Genomic DNA, 24,072 nt, shown 5'->3' with positions numbered 1-24,072 from the left:
CGCACAGTGAATTGCCCCTGACTTATCTCACTAGTTGGGATCGTGAAAGGTTGGTGGAACCGTCCGGGTATGGCGTGCGTCTGAATTGATATCGGGCAATTGACGGCGGTTATGGAGGGCGGCTCGCGATGGCCAGTCTGATGGTTCGGGTCGGGGATCGCGATTCGCTGCGTAGGTCGACTACGGTTCGAGGTGGCTTCGGTCGTGTCCGGCGGGGCTGTTCGGCAACAGGGGAGGGCTGATGAGCTGGCTGGACGAAGTGATCCTGCAACGGGGTCCGCTACCGGCGATTATGAATCCGGCGGCGGTCACGGCGCTCACCACAATGGTGGAGCAGTTGCCGCAGAAGTTGGGCGCGGCGGCGGCGCGATCGAAGCAGATCGAGGACGCGCTGGCGGGGCAGGGCTCGGACCCGGACTACGCGAAGACGGTCGATCAGTTCGGGTCGATGTCGCACCAGCAGATCTACGACGCTGTGCACGGTGGGCAGGGTGGGATGGATGTCGCTGGGCTACAGACCATACGTGGGGTGTGGCAATCGGCAACGACACACCTGTCCACCGGGGCGCAAACAGCATGGACCGAGATCGATCGACTCTTCAGCGATGGTGAATGGGCAGGGGAGAGCGGCACTGCGGCCCAGTCCGCGTCGCGACGGTTGTTGAAGACGATCGATTCCATGTCGCAGGTATTCGCAGCCGTCGACGCACGGGTCGACGGATTGGCATGCGCTGCGGAAACGATCCGCGCTGCGGTGTCGGCTCCCATGCCGGAGTGGGGAGGGTCCGATCCTGATGACCCGCTGTCCCAGATTTTGCCCGGGCTGGTGAACCCGGTCACCGCGACCGACGAACGTGTCAAGACCGATCAGGCGACGGTGGCGGTACGGGAAGCGATGACCCAGCTGTACACGCCCAACTATCCGCCTGCTGGGACCGGCGTACCCGCCTATCCCACGGTGCAGTCGATCGGCGGCGACGGCGCGACGGCGGGCACGAGCGGACAGGGCGGCACAACACTGTCACCGAACAGGGCCGCGCCGAGCGGTAACGAGGGCACCCAGGACACCACGACGCCACAACCCGCCGATGAGAACTCCACCGCCATCGGCGACAGTGCCGGCACCGGCACCGGCGACGAAACCGACACTGGCACAGACTCATCGGCGACTGGCGGCGACGAGTCGGCCGGGCAGAACGACTCGACCCAAACCTCGGCGGCAGGCCTGGGAACGAACACGGGCGGCGATTCCTCGGCCTCGCCGAACGCGACGGGCAACGCAACACCGCGCACCAGTGGAGGAATCCCGACCGGTGCGCTCGGTGGCGTAGGCGCCGGGGTTCCAGGTCTAGGTGGCGCGGCCCCAGGGCGGGGCGCCGCGATCCCTGGGCAACCCGGAGCACTGAGCACCGGGAGCGCTCCGGGCGGCGCGTCCGGGTCTGCTAGCGGCGGTCGGCTCGGTGGTGGTCCGATGGGGCCCATGATGCCCGGTGCCGGTCAGCGCAAAGGCGGACCAAATGACGAAGAACACTCTTCCCCGGAATATTTGCGACGAGTCCATGACGACTGGGTCGACGGGATAATCGGAATCTCGCCGGTGATCGGTTACGACCCCGACGCAGCGTCGAACACCGCCCCGACCTCACGCCAAGCTCCCGCGATTTCTGAGGTCCCAGTGGACGGGGGCCCGATTCCGGCACCCACACAGGTTTCACAGCCCGTCGCAGACGACACCGCGCCAGCAGTCACACCAGCGGCATCCACGCCGAATACTGCGGCCGTGCCACCACCCGCTCCCACGCACGCAGACCAAGCAGCGCCGACCGGGCCCCCGGTGTCTGCGGACCCCGCGACCCCGCCTGGGGTGTCGCCTGCCGTGGCGAATCTGCTCGCTTCCTACGGATGGAACGCCGCAGCGCCCGCCCCGACCAGTGAGTCCGGGAATTCCGTTCAGCGGCCGGGTGGGGAGCGTTCGTCGTGAACGAACAATCCTGGATGCTGTCACCGGATGCGTTCGCGTGGGTGTGGCGCAACGAGACCGGGCTCGACGAGTTCGCCCATCCCGACCCGATCCGTATCGATCTGTCACCGCAGACCGAGCACGATGCCATCCTGATGGAACAGCATTTGCGGGCGGCGTATCCGGCGAAGGCCGATCAGGGCCTGAGTGCGGCGATGGCGCTTGTTGCCGCGCCCACGGCCCGGATTCGTTGTTTCGGAACGCTTTCCGATGGAACCCAGGTCCGTACTCACGCGGCGATCGACCGGGATCACGGGGTGGTGTTGTTCCAGCGGTCCAGCAAATCGACACCGACCGGGCCGGTGCGTGTGGTCGCTACCACCGCGCGTCTGGCTCCGGTGCATGTGGCTGCCACGCTGCCACCCGCTGCGGCCGGTGAAGCGGGCAGGATGGTCGGCTACACCCCACGGGTTCGGGGCGAGCAGATGCAGCAACAATGGAACCGCGATCCCGATGGTCGACTTCCCGTCGATGAACGAATCCGGAAACTGCTGCGGCTGCCACGCAGTGCGGAAGGCCAACTGATCATTGAACGCGACGTGGACCAGCAATCGCCGAGACCGGCCCGGTATTCGAGCTGGATCGATGTCGAGGCGGGCCGGTTCGGTGCGGGTCGCTACCTCATCGATGTGCGTAATGACGAAACCGCTGTGCTCCCAGTAGATCTGCCGACGCTCGCCGCGGCTGTCGCCGAACGTGCTGGGCTCGGCCGAGTGAAGGAACGGAACCGATGACAACCGATGCCCCGAAACTCCAACTCGACTACGGCCAAGCCGAAATCGGTGCCTTCCTCGAAGGCGCGCGTAACGGCCAGTTCAATTTCAATCCCGACGCGGTCAGGCAGATGGTCGCTGTCTACGACACCCTCCTCGCCGTCCTGACGAACGTCCGGAAGGACATGAAGAACGCCGTGTATGCGAAGGGATTCGGTGGGTTCGAGTCCGCGCAAGAGCTTCAGGCGGGGTTCGGAGGGAAGGCGGCAGAAGGCATCGACGCGATCGATCAAGTCATCGTCGGAATTCTCGACTTGCAGGAGGCTCATTTGCGTTCGGCTCGGTTGGTCACCGAGGTCGATGAACTGAGCCAGAAGCGAATTCGTTTGGCGGAGGAGGGGATCGGCGCGTGAACTCGATGATTCGGCGCTTGGGCGCCGCAACTGTGGTGGCAGCGACACTGACAATCACCGCTTGCACAGGAGACAAGTCCTCAGACACTTCCAATCTGGAGCCGTCGAGCCAGCAACAGTCCGCGCGTCCGCCGATCGCGGTCACTGTTGGTCCAGCACCGGCGCAGCCTGGCAAATCGGGGCGGGTTGCCGGTTACGATTCCTGCACCCAGATAGGTGACGACGTCGTCACGGCGCTCGGATTCGATGCGGCATCTCGACACCGGGCCGACTTTGTTTTCGACCACTATTCGTTCATAGGCTGTGAGTTCGACAGGATGGAAGACGTTCGCGGCCAACAGCTTCGGGTTGGGTCGCTCACGCTCTGGTCAAGCACGCTGAGCTTGGACGAACTTCGCGAGCGCCCCGACTTCCTTGCAAAACGTGAGCTCACAGTCAACGGGCGCGAGGCCTTCGGTCACCGTCTCGAGGATGACCCTGCGTGCAATATTGCGATGCCCGGTCCTGACGGTGTCTTTGTCGTGAAGGTATCCAGTTCGGCGGCGCTGACGAAGTGGGTGGCATGTGAGCACATCGAGGAAGCCGCTCAGGCAGTGGAAGCGGTTCTGCCACCGGTGAAGTAGCGGCGTCGGGTGCGGCTGCCGGTCAGAATTTTCGTATCAGTGAGGGGCCAGAGGGTATGACGGATCTGAGCGTCAACAAGGAACTATTGGTCGGGCTCGGCATGGAGCTGTGCCGGATCGGCGCCGCAATCGAGGCCATGGACACCCAGACCACATTCCGGGTCGGTGTCGATGACCTGCAAGGAACGGCGACCGCTGCGGTATCGGCAGCGGCGCGGGATCAGGTCAAGACCGCAATGGCCTCGGTGGCCTCGCGGATAAATGCCATGGGCGGTACCGCGATCCGCTGTTGCATGAACTACGAAGAAGCCGACAAGGCATTCGCGGACCTGCTCGGCAACCTCGGTAAAGGGGCGTACTCGTGACCGTCGGACTGGCCGCTATGCGCGGCTTCCACCCGCAAGCAACCACCGGTGCGGTCGCTGGAGCGATCGATGCCTTGGTGGCCGCCTTCAGCAAGCACATGAACGACATGTACGTCAAAGTCGATGCCAGCCAAGACCATTGGAAAGGCTCGGCTGCCACCGCAGCGAATCAGCGCTCCCTCGGCGAACGTATCGCCGGAAACACCCTCATCGGCGAACTCGACGACATCGCCCAGGCATACCGCAAACACGGCTCCGCGATGGACGGCTACTGCACCGCCGCAGTCACCGCCGCTGATGACTACCTGCGGCAAGGCTTCACAGTGGCCGATGATGGCACCGTCACCGTCCCGCCGGGAAAGAAAGACGTTCCGGGAGCTGTGCCGGGTCAAACGATCCCGATGAGCGCCGAGCAGCTCGCCACCTACGCGGTCGAAGCGAGTAACCGCGTCAAAGGGTTGGTCAACCAGTTCAACACCGAAGACCTCGCATTAGCGCAGGCAGCCGGGCAAGAGCTGCTCGACATGGTGCAGAAGGCCGCCGGGGAAGTGGGTCTGGGGTCGTGGACCATGGACACCATCGATTCCGGCAGCACCGGTGTGCAGGACGGTCTGTTGGTCGCAGACAAGAACGCGACCCCGGAGCAGATGCGCCTCATTGCCGACCGCCTGGCCGAAGCCGGACTCACCGCCCAGAACATCGCCGACATCAACTCCGGCAAGCACGTCGAACTCACCGAAGCCCACTTCGCTTACCTCCACTCGTTTTACAACACCGCAGGCAAAGACGGCCTCGTGTCGATGACCGAACAGATGAGCGCGGGCGGCGACACCGTGCACGCCGCCAGCGTTGTCAACGGGCTCAACACCCTCGCTAACCCCAATGTCGGCGCAACCGGCATCGGCCCCACCGGAAACCCGATGCCTTTGCAAGGCGGCCTCAACCAGATCCCGACCGGCCTAACGAACGTCCTGACCCGCGACTACGCCGTCCAAGACGGCAACCGCACCAAGCACTCCAACATCAACGGCGGCGAGCTGCGTGAGGTCACCTCCATGCTCGCCCTCGGCGACAAAATGTCCGCGCCCGGCAGCGAAATCAACACCAAGCTGTTCGAGCAAGCCGGTGCCCTCACCGAGCATTCAGGGCACCAAGTATCCGGAGAACGTGAGCCCGATGGACTGGTCAGTAACCTTGTTCAGAATATGGTCGAGGTAGCGGGCGAAGACAAGATCGCTGTCACCGAAGTGATGGTGGACGAAGGCAAACGAGAGAACATCTTCGGTCAGTTGCTGACGAACGAATACAACAGAGACGATGGTGCTGCAGTCGGAAACATGCTCAGTTGGATCGAAGGCGACGCGACATCGGCAGATCCCGCCGTCTCCGATCGTGCCGGATCGGCTGCGTCTGGGCTGGCCGACTACGTCACCAAGCACAAGGACGAACTCCTCAATCTCAACGGCCCTAACTCCGAATCGATCGGTGAGGTAAACCCACGCGCAACACAAGGCATTGCGTCGGCTCTCAGCCCCTATATTGCCGATATTGCGGGGGTTGATGATCAGAAAACAACAACTCGCAACTTCTATTGGAAGGATGATGAGAGCTATACCAAAGCCCTGAGTATTTTCACGGTCATGGATACGGACAAAGATGCGGCAACATATTTCAATGCGCAGGCGTTCATGGCAACGTCGGATCTGCAACAATCCTGGGTGAATTCGGTAGTCGAGAATCCGGGCGAGGCGAATGGTGAGCTTGCGAGTCGTGCCGGTGTAATACGGGGATTGATCGACCAAGGCCTCACCGCCGAAGCTGAAGAACGCGGCAAAGATGCGAAAGTTGATGGGGCCGGAGGCTTTGCCACGAAGGGGGAGGCCTACGATGGCATCAAATCTACATTGAACACAGGAATGAAATATATCCCTTTTGTGAAAGACGTGTGGGTGCCAGCCTATGACGCGTACAACACGGTTGCGAAGAACAGCATTGTCGGTGTCTACCTGCCACCCGACACTCCGGCGACCACTGTCAGTTACGGCACCTACGATGCTTCTCGGCAGAACTATCAGATTGCGCAAGCGCTTCAATCTCACGGATTACTCGATCACAGTCCGACCTACGGCTACATGTTCAACGACAACGGCGCATTGAAGAGCTATGACGAACTCCTGGCAGTCAAAGGCGGGGATGCCCACACAATTAACGGCAACCTGACGAATGTCCTGAATAACCATCGCGGTGGCATATTTCAAGACCAAATGCAGAACTACCACATTCAGTACGGTCAAGGATTGGGGTCCGTCAAATGACCCGAATAGCCCATCTTGCTGTCACATTCGCGCTGACGGCCGGTCTTACCGCTAGCTGTGCCGCTGGAGAAGAGCCAAAAGAGTCAACTCGTTCGCTATCGGATCTCTGCGTCCCCTGGAGTGACTTCATCGCGAAAGAACTGCATATCTCCGACGTGCAGGGTGGTACGCGTGATCCGAAGTACAAAATGGACGAAGATGGGGCGGGATGGCGAACATGCAATTTCCATGGGCCGGACTCCTGGCATATGTCTGCCGCCCTTTTTATAGATCGGAGCAAAGGTCTTCCGCACGCCGAACGAGAGAAGGAGCGCGCGGCCAATGCGAGCCTCAGAACGGGGCAGAACTACTCGTTAGTCGACGGCTACGGCTATCCGATCTGGGTGCTGGACCGTCGCCCCGGTGCGCGCGATGAATCAGAGGTCGAAGTCGACGGATATATCAACGACCATGTGGGCGGCTTTAGTATCACTCAGTCCGCAGCAACACCGCTGACGGATGAGCAGCTGACCAAGGCGATTCGATTCATGATCTCTATCACCGAAAAGCTCACTTCGTGACCACCGCCTACATGCAGCGGTCGACGATCAGACGTACTGCACCTTCGCCGCGCCGGTTTGGCAATTCATCGCAGGACGTGTCCAATGGCGGATTGATTTTCAGTCGGGTGGGGATCGAGTGAGGATGAACGATCGCGATGCCGTATGAACTCGCGGCGGTGGTCGCCGGGGTGTTGTGGCTATTGCCTGGTGGACGTGGCTATGTCGCCCGGTGCGGCGGCTGCCGAAAGCCACGTAGCTGATCATCGTCGCCGTGTTGCCGCTGCTGAGTGGCATCGTGTGAGTGCTGGCATGTAGCCCGGAGAGTCGCCGCCCCCGACGGCGCCACGCCACAACCCGTTTCGCCGAGTACGACCGACCAGGCCGTTACGTGGTGCAAGACCCCGCTGCCGACGACGCGTTCCCGGCCGGACTTCGTGAGGGCGCCCAGCGTGAACAGCGCGAGGCGCCGCTCGGCAGAGCAGCAACAAGCCGAACAGCAACGACGCTGGGCGAACGGAGAGCTACAGCTGCTACGCCGGTGACAGTGCTTGCCGCCTTGGTGACCACGTTGGTGACTGTTCCGCTGGTCGGGTCGTCGAGGCAGTGAACACGGGTTGTGGCCATCGGGTCGCCGTCGTTTGGGCGTACGGCGACCACCAGCGCAGACCGCCGGCCGACGAACGCTGATCGGTCCGCTGATCGGGGCCGGTTTTCGGGCCGGGTCGCTTCCGTCTCACGCTTGTGACCGTAGGGAATCGAACACCGGATCGCTGCGGGGACTAATGTTGAAGGCTGGGCGGTTGCGGCACTCGGCCGACATCGCCTTGGTGGGCGTGGGAGGCGGTGGCATGACTGAGGAACGTAGCGCGAAGGCTTCGATCTTCAGGCCGGTTTCAGTTGATCAACCGGTTGACAGAATGCTGCTGTATTCTGTCAACTGTGGCGTCGAAGGTGGTGAAGCGGGCGTACAGGTACCGCTTCTATCCCACAGAGGAGCAGCGCGATCAGCTCGCTCGCACCTTCGGCTGTGTCCGTTACGTCTACAACCGCGCTCTGGCCGAACGCTCCCGCGCGTGGTCACAAGAGCAGCGGCGAGTCACTCATGCCGAGACCGACAAGATGCTGACGCAGTGGAAGCGCGAGCAGGACACGGTCTGGCTCACCGAGCCGTCGAAGGGGCCGCTGCAGGCGACGCTGCGGAATTTGCAGGGTGCGTTCGACAAGTTCTGGCGCAAACAGGGCGGTTACCCGAACTTCAAGAAGAAGGGCCGCAGTCGCGACTCCGCCACCTACTTCGCGAACTGTTTTTCCTTCCGGGATGGGCAGGTCAAACTTGCCAAACAGGCCGAGGCACTGGACATTCGCTGGTCGAGGCCGCTACCCGAGGGAGCGCAGCCCTCTCAGGTAACCGTGTCGAGGGATGCTGCGGGCCGATACCACATTTCGATCCTGGTCGAGGAGGCCGTGACCGAGCACGAACCGACCGGTGCCACGGTCGGCGTGGATGTGGGGATAACCAGTCTGTGCACCCTGTCCACCGGGGAGAAGATTCGCAACCCGCGCTACGAGCGCAGGGACCGCGAGCGCCTCGCCAAGGCCCAGCGACGCCTGGCGCGCACGCAGAAAGGATCCAACAATCGGGCCAAGATGCGCGTGAAGGTCGCCAAGGTCTACGCCCGCATCGCCGACCGGCGGCGGGACCATCTGCACAAACTCTCGACTCGGCTGGTGCGCGAAAACCAAGTGGTCGCCATCGAGGACCTGAGCGTGCGGAACATGGTCCGCAACCACAATCTCGCCCGCGCCATCGCGGATGCGAGTTGGGCGCAATTACGGTCGATGATCGAGTACAAGGCCGACTGGCGCGGGCGCGAGGTCGTGGCGATCGACCGGTTCTATCCATCGAGCAAGACGTGCTCAGCGTGTGGTCATATTGTCGACATCTTGCCGTTGAGCGTTCGGGAGTGGATATGTCCGTGCGGGGCGGTTCACGATCGGGATGTAAACGCCGCCAAGAACATTCAGGCGCTGGGGCTCAGCGTCTTGGCCTGCGGAGATGGTGTAAGACCTCCCCGCGCGTAAGCGTAGAGAGGCAGCCTCTGTGAAACAGGAACGCCCTGTCGTGAGTCAGGGAATCTCCGGCCTTCGGGCAGGCGAGGAAGTCAATCGACAATTGGGCGAGGCCACCGGCGCTTCGCAGAACGGCAATGCTCCGACGACCCCGGGGCCGCCCAGGCAATCCCCGACCGCGGCGGTGCCGAGTTCGGCATCCCGGCGCGTGCGGGCCCGGCTGGCTCGGCGGATGACCGGTCAACGGGGGATCGCGGCGGTCAAGCCGGTCCTCGAACCGTTGGCCACCGTCCACCGCGAGCTGTACCCGAAGGCCAATCTCGGCTTGCTCCAGCGCGCCTTCGACGTCGCCGACGAACGCCACGCCAAGCAGTTCCGTAAGTCCGGCGACCCGTACATCACCCACCCCCTCGCGGTCGCCAACATCCTCGCCGAACTCGGCATGGACACCACCACGCTGGTCGCGGCCCTGCTGCACGACACCGTCGAGGACACCGGCTACACGCTCGAGCAGCTCAAGGAAGAGTTCGGCCAGGAAGTGGCCCACCTCGTCGACGGTGTCACCAAACTCGACAAGGTCAACCTGGGCTCGGCGGCCGAGGCCGAGACCATCCGCAAGATGATCATCGCGATGGCGCGCGACCCGCGCGTGCTGGTGATCAAGGTCGCCGACCGGTTGCACAACATGCGCACCATGCGCTTCCTGCCGCCGGAGAAGCAGGCCAAGAAGGCCAAGGAAACCCTGGAAGTGATCGCGCCACTGGCGCATCGCCTCGGCATGGCCACCGTCAAATGGGAGCTCGAGGACCTCGCCTTCGCGATCCTGCACCCCAAGAAATACGACGAGATCGTGCGCCTGGTCGCCGACCGCGCACCCTCGCGCGACACCTACCTGGCGAAGGTGCGCGCCGAGATCACCAACACCCTGGCCGCGTCGCGGATCAACGCGATCGTCGAAGGCAGGCCCAAGCACTACTGGTCGATCTATCAGAAGATGATCGTCAAGGGCAAAGACTTCGACGACATCCATGACCTGGTCGGCATGCGCATTCTGTGCGAGGAAGTCCGCGACTGCTACGCGGCGGTCGGTGTCGTGCACTCGCTGTGGCAGCCGATGGCAGGCCGGTTCAAGGACTACATCGCGCAGCCGCGCTACGGCGTCTACCAGTCGCTGCACACCACCGTGGTCGGCCCCGACGGCAAGCCGCTGGAAGTGCAGATCCGTACCCAGGACATGCACCGGACCGCCGAGTTCGGCATCGCCGCGCACTGGCGGTACAAGGAGACCAAGGGCAAGCACTCCGGTGACGCCGCCGAAGTCGACGACATGGCGTGGATGCGTCAGCTGCTCGACTGGCAGCGAGAGGCCGCCGACCCCGCGGAATTCCTGGAATCGCTGCGCTTCGACCTGAAGTCGCCGGAGATCTTCGTGTTCACGCCCAAGGGTGACGTGATCACGCTGCCGCAGAAGTCGACCCCGGTCGACTTCGCCTACGCGGTGCACACCGAGGTCGGGCACAAGTGCATCGGCGCGCGGGTGAACGGACGGCTCGTCGCGCTGGAACGGCAGCTGGAGAACGGCGAAGTCGTCGAGGTGTTCACCTCCAAGGCACAGAACGCCGGGCCCAGCCGGGACTGGCAGAAGTTCGTGGTCTCCCCGCGCGCGAAAGCCAAGATTCGCCAGTGGTTTGCCAAGGAGCGGCGCGAGGAAGCGCTCGAGAGCGGTAAGGAGCAGATCTCCAAGGAGGTGCGCCGCGTCGGGCTGCCGCTGCAGCGGTTGATGAGCGTCGAGGCGATGACCGCGGTGGCGCACGAGCTGCACTACAGCGACATCTCCACGCTCTACACCGCCGTCGGCGAGCACCAGGTGTCGGCGCATCACGTGGTGCAGCGGCTCATGGCCCAGCTCGGGGGGATCGGCGATGTCGAGAACGAGCTGGCCGAGCGGTCGACACCGTCGACCACGCCCGCCCGGCAGCGCGTCACCGGTGATGCCGGTGTGCTCATTCCCGGGGCGCCGGGAACGGTCGCGAAGCTGGCCAAGTGCTGCACACCGGTGCCGGGCGACGAGATCATGGGTTTCGTCACCCGCGGTGGCGCGGTGAGTGTGCACCGGACCGACTGCACCAACGCCGATTCGTTGCAGGAGCAGGCGGAGCGGATCATCGCCGTCGAGTGGGCGCCGTCGCCCTCGTCGGTGTTCCTGGTGGCCATCCAGATCGAGGCACTCGACCGCACCCGATTGCTCTCGGATGTGACCAAGGTACTGGCCGACGAGAAGGTCAACATCCTGTCCGCCTCGGTGGCGACCCACGGCGACCGTGTCGCGATCAGCAAGTTCACCTTCGAGATGGGCGACCCCAAGCACCTGGGCCATCTGCTCAATGTGGTGCGCAACGTCGAAGGTGTGTACGACGTGTACCGGGTGACCTCCGCCGCCTGACCTCGACTACGGCCCGGGCACTCTCGCCTCGCGAGGGTGCCCGGGCCGCTGTCTGCCCGGTCGGTCGCCGAAAGGTTGCCGGCCGCAGCGGGTTTGCTGGAGGCAGTGAAAGGGCCGATTAGGGCAGCGGTTGGGTTACCCGGAATCTGTTACGGTTTAGTGCGTTTCAACGTTCCACTGGTCAGCCGAAACGGACTGTGATGCGGATCGATATGGCTCGGTGCACGACACGACTCACGGTGACGCTGATCGCGTTCACCGTCGCTTCGCTGTCGGTTACGGCGGGGGTGGCCGGCGCGGAAGACGGTACACCCACCACGCCGTCCACACAGGTATCTATCGCCGCGTGTCCGGCGCTGTACGCCTTGGGGATTCAGGGCACGGGCGAGTCCTCGCCCGACGCGGCGCCGAGCACCGACACCGGGATGCTGTCCACGGTGTTCCGCCCGATGCTGGCCGGTGCGGCCGAGGCGGGACTCGTCGATCGGGCCTACGTGCCCTACGAGGCGGGTTTCGGCGGTGCGGTACAGGGTGGGGCGGTGCCGTACACGGAATCGGTCGCCGGGGGCTTGCAGCGACTGCGCTCGATGGCGACCCAGGTGACGCAGCGTTGCCCGGACACCCGTATCGCGGTCGTCGGGTATTCCCAAGGCGCCCACGTCGCCTCGCTGTTCGCCCAGGAGGTCGGTGCGGGCACCGGGGCATTGTCCGCGGACAAGGTCGCCGCGGTCGCCCTGTTCGCCGACCCGACCCGCGCCGCGAACGCGCCACTGTTCCCCGGCGCGCCCGACCGGTCGTCGCCGCTGGCCGCACCGGGAACCTCCGGCGAGGCACTGAACGCCATCGGTGCGGTGCGGCAGGGTATCGCGTCCGGTGGTGGACTTGCCCCGCACAGTGATCAGGCCGACCACTTCGGCAAGCTCACCGGTCGCGTCGCAAGCTTTTGTGCCACCGGCGATCTCGCGTGCGACGCGCCGCAGGGGGCGCCGATCGTGCGGGCCGTCACCAATCTCATGAGCCAGTCGAAACTGTCCGGCGGCGATCCGATCGGCTCGTTGACCTCGATCGCGCAGGCGCTGGCGTTCACCTCCATCAAGACCGCCACCGCGGTGGTCGAGGAGGACATCTCCGGCGCCACGGTGGCCGATGTGTCGATCTCGCCGAAGAAGTCGATCTCACAGCGATTGTCCGACGCCTCGGATCCGAGCAGCAAGCTCGATGTGAACGCCGCGTATCACGCACTGCTGAAGGTGGGCATGATCGGGCTCAACGCCGTCGCCACCGTGGTGAAGTCGGTGATCAGCCCGGCGAGCATCAGCGAATTGGCCACGGCCACACTGTCGAATCCACTGGCTGGGCTGACGCTGCTCGGGACGAAACTGGCCGGTGCGGTCCCACAACTCGTGCCGCCGACCACCGGGGTGCGGCTGGTCAACGAGGCGTTCACCGCGGTCAAGCAGAACGTGACCGACAACTCCGAACTCCTCGATGTCACCACCTGGGTGCGCTACTGGAACACGCTGCAACGCCATGACGCGTACTCGCGTATGGGTGTCGGCGCGAACGGCGCGACGCCGACGCAGTACGTCGGCGAGTGGTTCGCCGCCCTCGCCCGCGACGCGGCAGGGGTTTCCGGGAAGGGTGCGGTACCGGTCGGCGGGTCCGACTCGCGTGGTATGGGAATATTTCCGAGCCGGACCGGCGCGTCTACGACACCCAAACCCTCCGGTGGGGGACAATTTCCATTCGGGACAGGAGCCGATGGCGCCTCATCCGGCGGCGCGACGACTCCGCCTGCCGCGACACCCGTAACCACCGCACCCATCACCCGTCCGTTCTCTGTGAACTGATCACCGAGAGGTCTTCGATGCGAACTGTGCCCGGCGCCGTGGAAAGGGGGGAATGTTGAAGTCGTACAACGAATTGTCGCGCTGGTACTCGGCGCTGGAGCCCGAGACCGATGCCGGTGCCCCCGCGCGCCCGGACACCACCGAACCGGTGGCAGGCGACGACGACAGCATCGACCGATATTCGGCGAGTTCGGAGTTCACCCCGACCGCCGAGCCGACACCGGAGCAGGCCACGGTGGGGGAGCGTCAGCCGGTACCGTTCAGCCTCGCCCTCGACGATCAGCCGAACACCACCGGCGATCCGCACAGCCGGCACGCGCGGCATCAGGCGACAGGTGCCGGCGACCCACATGGCTGGAACGTCGTGTCCGAGCCGCAAGCCGGCAACCAGGACGGCCGGCATGTCGAGTCCGCGCCGAACGCCGTCGACGACCAGGACAGCTGGAATCGCGAGTCCGCGCCGAACGCCGTCGACGACCGGGGCCGCCGACGGATTCAGCCACTGCCGGGCTCGAAGGTCGATCAGTTCCACCGGGCCGCCGAGTTCGATGACGTGACAGCTGAATCCGTCGATGTCGCCGCGGCCCAGTACGAGAAGCCGGCCTACCCGGTCGAACCCGAGCCGGTACCACCACCTCCCGCACAACTGGCCGGACGTCGCAGCGACTTCACCGGCGGCTGGTCGGACTGGGTCGCCGACCCGGCACCAGGCCCCGACGACGACTACGACGCCGAACTCGTCCAATTCCCCTGGCCTGATGCGGCCGCCGACGAATACGACAACGCCCGGATCCTCGAACCCTCCGGCGCCCTGCGCGCGAACCGGAAACGGCAGCGCGCCTGGGTGGTCCTCGCGGTCTCGGTCCTCGTGCTCGTCCTCGCCGCGACCGGTGTGTTCTTCCTGCTCTTCGGACGCGGCGGCGACGACACCGCCCGCGATGCCGCCCCACCACTGCATTTCACCGCGGGCAACCTCACCGCCGACACCGCGGGCTCGTGCCCGACCGAACGCACCGAGATCGTGCTGCGCAGCGCCGAATCGGGCGGCACCGACTCGGGCCCCGACGCCGTCCTCGCCTTCCAGTACGCCTACTACGTGACCCGATCGGGGGAGCAGGCCAGAGCGGTGGTCACTCCCGACGCCGATGTCTCGCCGGCCGCCGTGATCCAGCGCGGTATCGACACCATCCCGGTGGGGACCACCCACTGCGTGCGAATCACCACTGTCGCGGCCGACCGGTTCACGGTGGAGGTCACCGAGTTCCGGCCGGCGGGCGCACCGGCCACCTACACCAAGCAATCGGTGCGTACCGCGCTGGTCGGCGATCGCACGCTCATCACGGGCATCGCGGCAGGGTAAGGAGAGGCGATGACAGACGACTGGAGCCGATGGCTCGACGAGGCCCCCGACGGGGACCCGTCCGATGACCTGGCGCGTGATCCGGCTCCGGTGGTGCGGCTGCGGCGCCGCAACGGTGAGCGCCGCGACGGCACCCGCAGGCCGATCCTGGTGGTCGGCGGGTGCGGCGGTGCGGGCACGACAACGACGGCGCTCGGCTTGGCCGCGGAACTGGTCACCGCGGGTGCGACGACAGTGGCGGTGGACGCGACCGCGGCGGGCAGCGATATCGCCTTGCGCGGCGCCGACAAACACCTGCATCCGGTGAACCTGCAGTCGTGGGTATACGGCCGCGGCGACGACGAACCGGCACCGCTCGAGGACTGCCTTTCCCGCTCCACCTCCGGTTTCGGCCTGCTCTGGCGCGATGCGACCCCGCTGCGCCGCCGCGCGACATTTCTCACTGTCGCGCGGGCACTGGACACCGGTGGGTACACGGCGGTATACGACGGCGGCAACCCGATTGCCGGACGGCAACTGCGACCCCTGCTCGACGACGCCGATATCGCACTGGTACTCGCCATTCCGGCCCGCGTCGACGCCGCCAACCGGCTGCGGGTGACCCTGGAATGGCTCGACGACCACTACGGCGACGACGGCGCCGGGGTGGTCGCCGATACCACCATCGTTGTCTCACACCAGTATTCGCACGACGACTCGCGCGTAGCGGAGCATTTGCGCGAGCATCTGTCCGGCTGGGTGCGCGAGGTCGTCGAGATCCCCTACGATCCGCATCTCGCGCGCGGGGAACTCGTTCGCCACGCCGAGCTCGCCGAGGCGACGCGTTCGGCGTATGCGAGCTTGCTCGCCGGGGTGGCATCATGACGGCAGCCATGAATCTTCGTCGTCGTCGTGAACCGGACGCCCCCGCCGGTGTAGTCGCGCCGCCAGAATCGCTGCGCGCCAAGATCTGGGAGCGTCCGGTGCCCGGGGTCGGCCGGGCGCCGCTGCTGTGGTTGCTCGGGGTGCACGGTGGCGCGGGCGCGACCACGCTGTCCCATGTGCTCGCCCCCGCCGCCGACGCGCGCGGGCGCTGGCCCGGTGTCTTCGACCGCGAGTCTCCCTATGTCGTCCTGGTCGCCAGGGAAACCATCTCCGGACTCACCCGCGCGCACGATCTGCTGCGCCAGCACCACGCCGGGCTCGCAGGCCCGGCACTGGTACTCGGCATGATCACCGTCGCCGCGCGCCCGGGCCGGATGGCACCGGAGATCCGGCGCTACCGGGAGGTGGTCGGCTCGCTGGCCGGGCACGTCTGGCAGGTGCCGTGGTTCGAGGAATGGACTCTGGTGGAGTCCGACGTGCTTCCGGTGTGGTCGCCGGGCGACGAGGTGGCGGTCAAGAAACGCCGCCCCGATCCGCTCGACGACGTGCCGGTCGAAATCGGTGACCTCGGTACCGATGTGGTCGCCGCGATCCGGACGAGTCTCGGCGCGGCCGCGTCGGGCGAGGGTCGATCATGAACGCCGGGCGGGTTGCCGGTCGGTGGTGTACAAACGTGTGTCGTCGTCGAAGTGTTTGTGGCACAACACCTTTACAGTGGGAGAAAGGCACCCGATGAGCATGATCCTCCTCGCCGTGCAGGACACGTACGGCACCGTGCTGGCCCAGGTCGGTAATCCGACTCCGGAAGCTCCCCCCGGCTCGGAGAAGATCCTGCAGCTGGTGCGTTACCTCACCTGGTTCGTCCTGCTGTCGGGCATCTGCGGCATCACCTACGCGGGCGGCAAGTTCGCGTGGGAGCGCTGGACCGGTGGTGGTCTCGAGTCGCCGAAGATGGTGGCGGGCGCCATGATCGGTGGCGTCGTCGCGACCAGCGCCGGCACGATCATGAGTGCGGTCATCGGTTAGTGATCACCGTGCTCGCCTACAAGCAGATCCCGGCCGACGTGTTGGCGCCGATGATGCAGTTGCTCAACTGGCTGCTCTGGTTCGTCCTGCTGTCGTGCCTGGCCTGGATGATCCTGTCGGCGGGTCGACTGTGGATCGCGTTCCGCAGCGACCTGGCGGTGAACGACGCCTCGCACGGCGTCCTGATGAGCCTGATCGGTGCCTCGGTCGCCAGTACCGCGTCCGCGATCGCGCTGGCCTTCCTGCCGGCATGAATTCCACAGTGACACGACCGGTCGCGGTCGGTATCGCCTTGCTCGCGGCAGCCGTCGGCTGCGGTGGCGGTGGCGATACCGGCCCCGACCTGACAGCCGCCCCGACGGGGATCGGCTGGCAGGACTACCAGGGCATCCCCCTGCCGCACACCGACCAGGGCCCGACAACGGTGAGCCAGGGCGCCGCGACGGGTTTCGAGCATTCCCCGCGCGGGGCCGGGCTGGCGGCACTGACCCACACCATCCGGTTGTCGGTGGCACCGGACAGTCAGTGGGCCCAGGTGGTGAACGCCGAACTCGTCCCTGGCCCGGCGCGTGACGAGTGGGCGATCAACCGAGTGCAGCTGTCGATCACCGGACCCGCCACGGCGGAGTACGCGCCGAAATTGTTGGGTTACAAAATTACCGAATATCGTGACGAGCGAACGACAGTCGACGTCTACACCGAATACTCCGACCGGTCACGGGCGGTGAACCACACCACGGTCAGCTGGTACGGCGGAGACTGGCGACTGCAGTTACCCGATCCGCGCTCGGTCGACCGACCGGTCGACCCGATCGACGAATTACCGCAAGACATCGTGACATTGGAGGCACCGCAGTGAGCGAGAAGGAGCCGGGCACGCGCGACCGCGCGTCCTTCGGCATGATCGCCTCCGGTGCCCTGCTCGCCCTGATCATGGTCGTCGGCGCCGTCGTGTACTTCACTCGCGACGGCGCCAGCGAGGCCGACTTCGCGCCACCGCCCGCCCAGGCCGCGGGCGGAACGGGATTCGCCGAGCCCGAGGTCGACCTGCTCGGCAGGCGGGTGGACGTTCCGAACAACCCGGCGGGCCAGCCGCTGGCCCAGCAACCGGGTACGCAACGTACCGCCGCGGACCCGGATTGGCTGACCGGCGCGCCGGAGGGCACCAAGAAACCGCATGGCTGGCAGCGTGTCTACGGCGCGTCGGTGCCGTTCTCCACCTCGGACGGGCCGTCGCGAATCGAAGACGGACTGGCCGTCGGCTACGCGCGCACACCGCAGGGCGCCGCGCTGGCCGCCGCGCAGATCACCTACCGGCTCAACGCCCGCCCGGCCGACCGCGACCTGTATGTGACGCAATTGCGGGTCAGCACAGCGCAATTGGCCGCCTACGACTCCGCGCTCTCGGGTGAGCGGCTGCCGAAACAGCAGCCGGAGAAGGTGACCCGGTACTTCGTGGCCTCCGACGCGTTCAAGATCGACGACTTCGCCGAGGATCTGGCGATCGTGCGGCTGGCCTCGCGCGGCCCGGTGATCGACGGCAAGCAGTTATACGCCGCCATGCGGATGATCGTGGTGTGGGACGCCGGTGACTGGCGGCTCAAACCGTCGACGACAGCAAATACCCAGACCGAGTACGTGGAATCGCTGGCGGGGTGGACGACATGGTGATCGAGGTACAGCACAGCCCGGATCGACTCCGCGCGGACCATCGAGGGGTGCCAACTATGCTGAGGCGGATCGTCACTATTTTCGCGGTGATCTTCACCGTGATGATCGCGACGCCGACGGTGGCCTATGGCCAGACCTACGGCTTCGACGAGGCGTGCAACGAATTGCACGACACCCTCGACAGTGTCGCGATCCCCGGAGTCTCGCTCGGCGACGCGGCGTCGGCGGTGTGTAAGGCGGGCAATGCCGCCTCCCATCCCGGCGAAGCGGCCACCGCCGTCAAGGACAAGGCGTGGGATTCCACCTTCGGCAAGGTGGTCGACTCGCTGATGAAGGGCCTCGGCGAGGCGCTGATCCTGGCGTTGACCTTCTGGATGAAGGTGCCCAACGAGGCGGTGAGCGACTCGGGGGCACTGTTCACCAAGATCAACGACTACACCTATCAGATCCAGATATTGCTGTTGATCGCCTCGGTGATCATTACCGGCGGGCGATTGGCCGAGGCCAGACGCGGGGCGGCCGTGAGCGAGGCCGCCGAGTCGTTCCGCCTGTTCGCCAGAGTGGTGTTCAGTTCGTGGATGCTGGGCGCGGTGATCGTCGCGGGCACGCGAGCCTCGGACAAGTTCTCCGAGTGGATCATCGAAGACGCCACCGGCGGCAATGCCAAGAACATGGCCGAGTTGATGGTGAAAACCAGTAAGTTGCAGGCCTTTTCGCCAGGTTTGGTGCTGATCATCGCCATTGTCGGTCTGCTCGGCGCGCTCGCCCAGATCGTGCTCGCCATCGTTCGGCAGGGCTTGCTGGTGGTCGCCGCGGGCGTGCTGCCGCTGGCCGCGGCCGCCTCGGCGACCGGGACCGGCAAGCAGTCGTATCAGAAGCTGGTCGGCTGGATCATCGCGTTCATGCTGTTCAAACCGGTGGCCGCGATCGTGTACATGATCGCGTTCACCACCGCGGGCCACGTCGACGAGACCACCGAGTCCGGCGGGTTGCCCAGCGGTGAGGACGCGCAGCGGATGCTGGTCGCGCTGGTGCTGCTGTGCAGCGTGGCGTTCGTGCTGCCCGCGCTGATGCGCCTGGTGGCGCCGGCCGTCGCCACGGTCGGCACCGGCGGATCGGGTCTGATGGTGGCCGGTGGTACGGCGGTCGCCGCGATGGGACTCGGTGCGATCGGTACCAAGGCCGTCGCCTCCCGGCCGGTGGCGGCGCCCGGCTCGGCGGGCTACTTCGGCAGTGGCGGTGCGGGGCCGCGGCCGGGTGGGCCCGGCGGCGGCGGGGGTGGCGGAGGCGGCGGTGCGCCGCGACCCATGCCACCACCGCGCGGGGGTGCTCCCGCACCCGCGACGACCAGTTCCGGGGCGGTGCCCGCGGGCGCGCGCAATGTGGCGGCCGCGCGGACCGCGGCCAATACCACCGGCCGCGCGGACCAATCGATGGGCGACGTCGCCGGTGACCGCTGGGCGAATCGTTCACCCGACCTCGGCAGGAGCACGATTCCGCGATGACCACATCGGCGACCGACACCTACCAGCGCCGCTCGTACGGGCTGTGGCAGAAACCCCGCAGTGCCGGTCTTTTCGGCCTGCGCTGGGAAGAGACCGTGATCGGTTTCGTGGTGGTGATCACGGCACTGATCTGTGCGATGGTCGGTGGATTCACATGGGGTTTCATCGTCGGCGGGCTCGGCGCGCTGGTGATGGTGCCCCTGGTGTGGCGGACGGGGGGCCGCTCGGGCTATGAGACGGGACTGATGATGTTCAACTGGAGGCGCTCGCGCAACAACGGCGAGCACGTGTATCGCGGCGGCCGGTTCTCCCGGATCCCCGGCGGTGTCACGAAATTGCCCGGGCTGCTCGCTCCGTCGAAACTCTACGAAGGCATCGACGCCGGTGGCTATCACTTCGGGATGATCCATCTGCCCGCGTTCGCGCAGTACACGGTGGTGTTGCGGGCCTGGCCGCAGGGGCACGAGGCGGTGGACCAGCCGGTGATCGATCGCTGGGTCGCGGCCTGGGGTACCTTCCTCGCCTCGGTCGGGCAGACCAGCGACATCGTCGCGGTGGTGCCGGTGATCGACACGGTGCCCGAGACCGGAAACCGCTTGCTCAACGAGGTTTCCACGATCACCCGCCCCGAAGCCCCCGAGCTGGCCCAGCAGGTGATGTACGAGCTGGCCACCGAATTGCCGCAGGAGCGGGTGCAATTGCTGCCGCGGGTGGCGATCACGTTCAAGGCGACCACCGCCGAGCGGCGCAAGAACCCGGCCGAGGAAGCGGTGGAGATCGGGCGCAGGCTGCCCGGTATCTGCGCGGCGCTGGCCGAGGCGGGCGTGCGGGCGCAGCCGATGGCGGCGGAGGAGGTCATCTCCTTCATCCGCCGCAGCTACGACCCGGCCTCACAGGCCGATCTCGAGGTGGCCGCGGCCGATCCCGGTGGGCACGGCCTCGGCTGGGACGACGCGGGTCCGGTGTCCTACGACGAGAAGTGGGATCACCTGATCCACGACGGCGGCCGCTCGGTGACCTGGGAGATGGACGCGGCGCCCGAGGGCGCGGTGGACGAACGGGTGCTGCAGCGACTGCTCGCGCCCAATCCCGAAGTGCCACGCAAACGCATCGCGATCGTCTACCGGCCGCATTCGGCCGCCGATGCCGCGGAGATCGTCGACGACGACTTCAAGAACGCGCTCGTCGCACAGCAGAGCGAACGTGGTGTGGTCTCGGCGGCGGCGACGCTGCGAGTCGGCGCCACCCAGCAGGCTCGCGAGGAGCAGGCACGCGGACACGGTGTCACCCGTTTCGGCGCGCTGGTCACCATCACCGAACCGCTGCGCGGTGACCTGCCCCGGATCGAAGCCATCACCCGTGACCTCTCCACGCAGGCCCGGCTCAAGATCCGGCGCTGCTACCGCTACCAGTCCGCCGCGTTCGCGGCCTCTCTCGGTTGCGGCGTGATCCTGCCCGAACACGCAACCATTCCGAAGGCATTGGCGGGGTGAGGCGATTATGGGACGCGAATACGAACCCCCGGTACGCGATCGCGACGACGTCGCGTTGCGCCCGGTCCACCGGCCGCCGCGCATTCGCGGCGAACGCGAGCCACGGCCCGCGGGGAGCGCGCCGCGCGTGAGCGAGGACGTGCTCGGCCTCGACGAGCGCATCGAAGGCGACGAGCGCGAGCGCTCGGCGCGGGGATCGCGCACGACCGAAGAACGTCCGCCGGGCGAGCGCAGATCGCGTGAGGAACCGCGTGCCGACCGAGGCCGCCCGACGCGACCGCGCGGCGAGGAACCGCGCCGCCCGCGCGAGGACGAGGACGGCCGCCTTCGTTCCCGTGGTGACCAGACGCGCGGTCGCGGTGACGGATCGCGAGCAGCGGGCCGCGAAGGTGCGGGGGAGCGGCGCACTCGGCGCCCGCATCCCGATGCCGAGCGCGCCGCCAGGGCGCGGGCCGAACGGGGGCTGCGCGACGAGGACCACGGCCCACGTCTGGAACACCAACGCCCCCAGGGTGATCCGCGTCGGCGGCCGAAGCAGGCCGAACCCAAGCTGAGCAAGCGCAAGCCCAGGCCCGCGAAGGCGGTTCGCGCGATCCGGCCCGATGAGGCCGCCGACCGTGCGATGGGTGCGGGTCGATCCGCGAAATCGACCAAGCCGGACCGCCGTGCGCAGTCGGGTCCCTCGCTGCTCGATGACGCCACCCGCGCCCGCTACGAGATGATCGCCCGCGAGCAGTCGGGTCTGCGCGCGGCCTGGGCGACCTTCCGTATCCACACCGACGACCTGCGTCGCAACAACGCGCAGGCGCGGACCGAGGCCGTCGTCAAAGACGGATTCGACCGCACCACCGCCGAATTGACCGACCGCGGTTACTCGGGCGCGGGCGGCGGCAAGATGAACGTCGTCGGCCGCCCGGTGGAGTATCGGGCCACCACCGCCCAGGTCGCGGGCCTGTGGCCGTGGTCGGTCGGTGCCGGTGCGCCGCTGATCGGCACCCCGCTCGGCTCGCATCTGCATACCGGCGCCCCGGTCTGCTTCGATCCGATGAACTGGTTCATGCGTGGCAGTTTCATCACCGCGCCCAGCCTTTTCGTGCTCGGTCTCAACGGGTTCGGCAAGTCCTCGCTGGTGCGCCGGATCGTGCTCGGCGGCATCGCCCAGGGCATCACCCCGCTGATCCTGGCCGACGTGAAACCCGACTACCGCAAGATGGTCGAGCTCGTCGGCGGTCAGGTGATCGACCTCGGCTACGGGCACGGCAAGCTGAACCCCCTCGCCGCGGGTGTGCTCGGCTCGGTCGTGCCGCGCCTGGAAGACAAACCCGCACTGCAACGTCAGGTGCTGCAGGATCTGCGGGCCAGGCAGGTGACGCTGATCGCGGGCCTGGTGGAACTGGTGCGCGGCGCCCGCGTCGCCGACTTCGAGGAAACGCTGATCGCCACCGCGCTGCGCATCCTCTACCAGCCCGGCGGCTTCACCCCCGACAAACCGCCGATCATGGAAAACCTGCTCGAGGTGATCGTCGGCGGCGGCGCCGAGATGATGCTCGACGCGGGCGCCGACAACGCCGATGAATACCAGAACGCGATCAAGGGCCTGCGCCGATCGCTGCGCGCGCTCACCCAGGGCCCGTTCGGCGCGATCTTCAACGGCCAGACCAGTGTTCCCATCGACACCAGCGCCGTCGCGGTGTGCATCGACGTCTCGCACATCCCCAGTGGTGACAAGAAACTCAAGGCCGCGGTCATGCTGGCCTGCTGGGCCGACGGGTTCGCCTCCGTCGAGGCCGCGCACGTGCTGGCCGACGCCGACCTCGGGCCGCAGCGCTACTTCCAGGTGGTGATGGATGAGCTGTGGCAGGTGCTCGGTCTCGGCGACTTCATGGTCGACCGCGTCGACGAACTGACCCGCCTGCAGCGTGGCCTCGCCACCGCGCTGATCATGATCAGCCACACCATCAAGGACCTGCAGGCGCTCGGCTCGGACGCCGCGATCGCCAAGGCCATCGGCTTCCTCGAACGCGCGCGCGCCAAGATCTTCGGCGCGTTGCCCGCCGAGGAGATCAGCAGGCTCGACTCCACGGTGCCGTTCACCTCGGCCGAGCAGGAGATGGTGACCAGTTGGTCGGCGCCGCAGGCACTCACCGGTGAGGCGCTCAAGCCCGGCCAGCAGCGGCCCTCGCCGCCCGGTACCGGAAAGTTCTTGCTGAAGGTCGGCGAGGATCGCAGGCCCGGTATCCCCTTCCACATGGAATTCACGGTGTCGGAGCGAGAAAGCGGAATCCACGACACGAACCAGCGCTTCAGCGAGTTCGGTGACAACCCACGGGGTACGCCTGCCCACGGCGGGCCGGAGGCGGCAGCGGAGCGTCACCACGCAGGCCCTCGAGGGCAGGCGTCGTCAACGCTGCCGGACTACTCGAACGGGAGTGAGTAGGATAATGATGCCGCACCGGTCCTATCGCCGGGTCTCGCCAGAGGTCCGCAATGCCGCCGTCGCCCAGGTGGTTGCGCTGACCGACAAGTTGCGCAGCGAATCCGAGGCGTGCCGGATGGTTGCCGAACAGATCGGCGTGCACGCCAATTCGGTGCGCAACTGGGTTCGCGCGACCCAGGATCCGAGCCTGGACCGGATGGATGCCACCGCGCTACGCCGCAAAGTGGCGCTGCTGCAACAACAGCTGGCCGCCGCCGCGGAGATGAACCGCACGCTCGCCGACACGCTCAACGAGTCCCGGCGCCGCACATGAACGCCGCCGCGACCGGCGTTGCTGAAGTCGGCGCCCGGCGCGGAACGCG

General features: G+C 66.3%; 21 protein-coding genes. All 21 read left to right on the top strand.

Annotated features, from left to right (window positions below; genetic code table 11):
• Positions 1–241: 241 nt before the first annotated feature.
• The 21 genes from ACTWPB_RS25265 (at position 242) to ACTWPB_RS25165 (ending at position 24,023) form a co-directional block, all read left to right on the top strand.
• Positions 242–1,981: a hypothetical protein gene (locus ACTWPB_RS25265; protein WP_446223013.1), complete on the top strand. Its 1,740-nt coding sequence runs from the start codon at positions 242–244 to the stop codon at positions 1,979–1,981.
• Positions 1,978–2,754 (top strand): ESX secretion-associated protein EspG, encoded by a 777-nt coding sequence (locus ACTWPB_RS25260; RefSeq protein ID WP_446223012.1) that lies wholly within the window; start codon positions 1,978–1,980, stop codon positions 2,752–2,754. The genes ACTWPB_RS25265 and ACTWPB_RS25260 overlap by 4 nt, the downstream gene beginning before the upstream one ends.
• Positions 2,751–3,146 (top strand): hypothetical protein, encoded by a 396-nt coding sequence (locus tag ACTWPB_RS25255; protein WP_446223011.1) that lies wholly within the window; start codon positions 2,751–2,753, stop codon positions 3,144–3,146. The genes ACTWPB_RS25260 and ACTWPB_RS25255 overlap by 4 nt, the downstream gene beginning before the upstream one ends.
• A gap of 5 nt (positions 3,147–3,151) precedes the next feature.
• Positions 3,152–3,769, top strand: coding sequence for a DUF3558 family protein (locus ACTWPB_RS25250; RefSeq protein ID WP_446226474.1), 618 nt, complete (start codon positions 3,152–3,154; stop codon positions 3,767–3,769).
• Between the two features lie 56 nt (positions 3,770–3,825).
• Entirely contained in the window at positions 3,826–4,134 is a 309-nt protein-coding gene (locus ACTWPB_RS25245) for a hypothetical protein (protein ID WP_446223010.1), read from the top strand.
• Entirely contained in the window at positions 4,131–6,449 is a 2,319-nt protein-coding gene (locus ACTWPB_RS25240) for a TPR repeat region-containing protein (protein ID WP_446223009.1), read from the top strand. Before ACTWPB_RS25245 ends, ACTWPB_RS25240 begins: the two co-directional genes overlap by 4 nt.
• Positions 6,446–7,009 (top strand): hypothetical protein, encoded by a 564-nt coding sequence (locus ACTWPB_RS25235; protein WP_446223008.1) that lies wholly within the window; start codon positions 6,446–6,448, stop codon positions 7,007–7,009. Before ACTWPB_RS25240 ends, ACTWPB_RS25235 begins: the two co-directional genes overlap by 4 nt.
• Positions 7,010–7,930: 921 nt before the next feature.
• Positions 7,931–9,073, top strand: coding sequence for an RNA-guided endonuclease InsQ/TnpB family protein (locus ACTWPB_RS25230; RefSeq protein ID WP_446223007.1), 1,143 nt, complete (start codon positions 7,931–7,933; stop codon positions 9,071–9,073).
• Between the two features lie 172 nt (positions 9,074–9,245).
• Positions 9,246–11,504, top strand: coding sequence for a RelA/SpoT family protein (locus ACTWPB_RS25225; protein ID WP_446226473.1), 2,259 nt, complete (start codon positions 9,246–9,248; stop codon positions 11,502–11,504).
• Between the two features lie 239 nt (positions 11,505–11,743).
• Positions 11,744–13,354, top strand: coding sequence for a cutinase family protein (locus tag ACTWPB_RS25220; RefSeq protein WP_446223006.1), 1,611 nt, complete (start codon positions 11,744–11,746; stop codon positions 13,352–13,354).
• Between the two features lie 52 nt (positions 13,355–13,406).
• Positions 13,407–14,714, top strand: coding sequence for a hypothetical protein (locus tag ACTWPB_RS25215; RefSeq protein ID WP_446223005.1), 1,308 nt, complete (start codon positions 13,407–13,409; stop codon positions 14,712–14,714).
• A 9-nt stretch (positions 14,715–14,723) separates the two neighbouring features.
• Positions 14,724–15,578, top strand: a complete 855-nt coding sequence (locus ACTWPB_RS25210) for a MinD/ParA family ATP-binding protein (RefSeq protein WP_446223004.1) — start codon at positions 14,724–14,726, stop codon at positions 15,576–15,578.
• Positions 15,575–16,216, top strand: coding sequence for a hypothetical protein (locus tag ACTWPB_RS25205; RefSeq protein WP_446223003.1), 642 nt, complete (start codon positions 15,575–15,577; stop codon positions 16,214–16,216). The genes ACTWPB_RS25210 and ACTWPB_RS25205 overlap by 4 nt, the downstream gene beginning before the upstream one ends.
• Positions 16,217–16,310: 94 nt before the next feature.
• On the top strand, positions 16,311–16,604 hold the full coding sequence (locus tag ACTWPB_RS25200) for a hypothetical protein (RefSeq protein ID WP_378913069.1): 294 nt from the start codon (positions 16,311–16,313) through the stop codon (positions 16,602–16,604).
• On the top strand, positions 16,604–16,858 hold the full coding sequence (locus tag ACTWPB_RS25195) for a hypothetical protein (RefSeq protein WP_056810720.1): 255 nt from the start codon (positions 16,604–16,606) through the stop codon (positions 16,856–16,858). The genes ACTWPB_RS25200 and ACTWPB_RS25195 overlap by 1 nt, the downstream gene beginning before the upstream one ends.
• Positions 16,855–17,463: a hypothetical protein gene (locus tag ACTWPB_RS25190; RefSeq protein WP_446223002.1), complete on the top strand. Its 609-nt coding sequence runs from the start codon at positions 16,855–16,857 to the stop codon at positions 17,461–17,463. The genes ACTWPB_RS25195 and ACTWPB_RS25190 overlap by 4 nt, the downstream gene beginning before the upstream one ends.
• Positions 17,460–18,275: a hypothetical protein gene (locus tag ACTWPB_RS25185; RefSeq protein WP_446223001.1), complete on the top strand. Its 816-nt coding sequence runs from the start codon at positions 17,460–17,462 to the stop codon at positions 18,273–18,275. Before ACTWPB_RS25190 ends, ACTWPB_RS25185 begins: the two co-directional genes overlap by 4 nt.
• A 56-nt stretch (positions 18,276–18,331) precedes the next feature.
• On the top strand, positions 18,332–19,780 hold the full coding sequence (locus tag ACTWPB_RS25180) for a hypothetical protein (RefSeq protein WP_446223000.1): 1,449 nt from the start codon (positions 18,332–18,334) through the stop codon (positions 19,778–19,780).
• Positions 19,777–21,273: an SCO6880 family protein gene (locus ACTWPB_RS25175; RefSeq protein WP_446222999.1), complete on the top strand. Its 1,497-nt coding sequence runs from the start codon at positions 19,777–19,779 to the stop codon at positions 21,271–21,273. Before ACTWPB_RS25180 ends, ACTWPB_RS25175 begins: the two co-directional genes overlap by 4 nt.
• 7 nt (positions 21,274–21,280) lie before the next feature.
• Positions 21,281–23,710 (top strand): hypothetical protein, encoded by a 2,430-nt coding sequence (locus ACTWPB_RS25170; protein ID WP_446222998.1) that lies wholly within the window; start codon positions 21,281–21,283, stop codon positions 23,708–23,710.
• Positions 23,711–23,714: 4 nt separating this feature from the next.
• Positions 23,715–24,023, top strand: a complete 309-nt coding sequence (locus tag ACTWPB_RS25165) for a transposase (protein ID WP_056810706.1) — start codon at positions 23,715–23,717, stop codon at positions 24,021–24,023.
• Positions 24,024–24,072 lie beyond the last annotated feature (49 nt).

The sequence above is a fragment of the Nocardia sp. IBHARD005 genome (genome assembly GCF_052814245.1).
This window is presented reverse-complemented; position numbering and strand designations above follow the sequence as displayed.

Coding starts and splice junctions, on each gene's coding strand:
- ACTWPB_RS25265 (WP_446223013.1), top strand. CDS start 242: ATGAGCTGGCTGGACGAAGTGATCCTGCAACGGGGTCCGCTACCGGCG.
- ACTWPB_RS25255 (WP_446223011.1), top strand. CDS start 2,751: ATGACAACCGATGCCCCGAAACTCCAACTCGACTACGGCCAAGCCGAA.
- ACTWPB_RS25250 (WP_446226474.1), top strand. CDS start 3,152: ATGATTCGGCGCTTGGGCGCCGCAACTGTGGTGGCAGCGACACTGACA.
- ACTWPB_RS25245 (WP_446223010.1), top strand. CDS start 3,826: ATGACGGATCTGAGCGTCAACAAGGAACTATTGGTCGGGCTCGGCATG.
- ACTWPB_RS25235 (WP_446223008.1), top strand. CDS start 6,446: ATGACCCGAATAGCCCATCTTGCTGTCACATTCGCGCTGACGGCCGGT.
- ACTWPB_RS25215 (WP_446223005.1), top strand. CDS start 13,407: ATGTTGAAGTCGTACAACGAATTGTCGCGCTGGTACTCGGCGCTGGAG.
- ACTWPB_RS25210 (WP_446223004.1), top strand. CDS start 14,724: ATGACAGACGACTGGAGCCGATGGCTCGACGAGGCCCCCGACGGGGAC.
- ACTWPB_RS25205 (WP_446223003.1), top strand. CDS start 15,575: ATGACGGCAGCCATGAATCTTCGTCGTCGTCGTGAACCGGACGCCCCC.
- ACTWPB_RS25200 (WP_378913069.1), top strand. CDS start 16,311: ATGAGCATGATCCTCCTCGCCGTGCAGGACACGTACGGCACCGTGCTG.
- ACTWPB_RS25190 (WP_446223002.1), top strand. CDS start 16,855: ATGAATTCCACAGTGACACGACCGGTCGCGGTCGGTATCGCCTTGCTC.
- ACTWPB_RS25180 (WP_446223000.1), top strand. CDS start 18,332: ATGCTGAGGCGGATCGTCACTATTTTCGCGGTGATCTTCACCGTGATG.
- ACTWPB_RS25175 (WP_446222999.1), top strand. CDS start 19,777: ATGACCACATCGGCGACCGACACCTACCAGCGCCGCTCGTACGGGCTG.
- ACTWPB_RS25170 (WP_446222998.1), top strand. CDS start 21,281: ATGGGACGCGAATACGAACCCCCGGTACGCGATCGCGACGACGTCGCG.
- ACTWPB_RS25165 (WP_056810706.1), top strand. CDS start 23,715: ATGATGCCGCACCGGTCCTATCGCCGGGTCTCGCCAGAGGTCCGCAAT.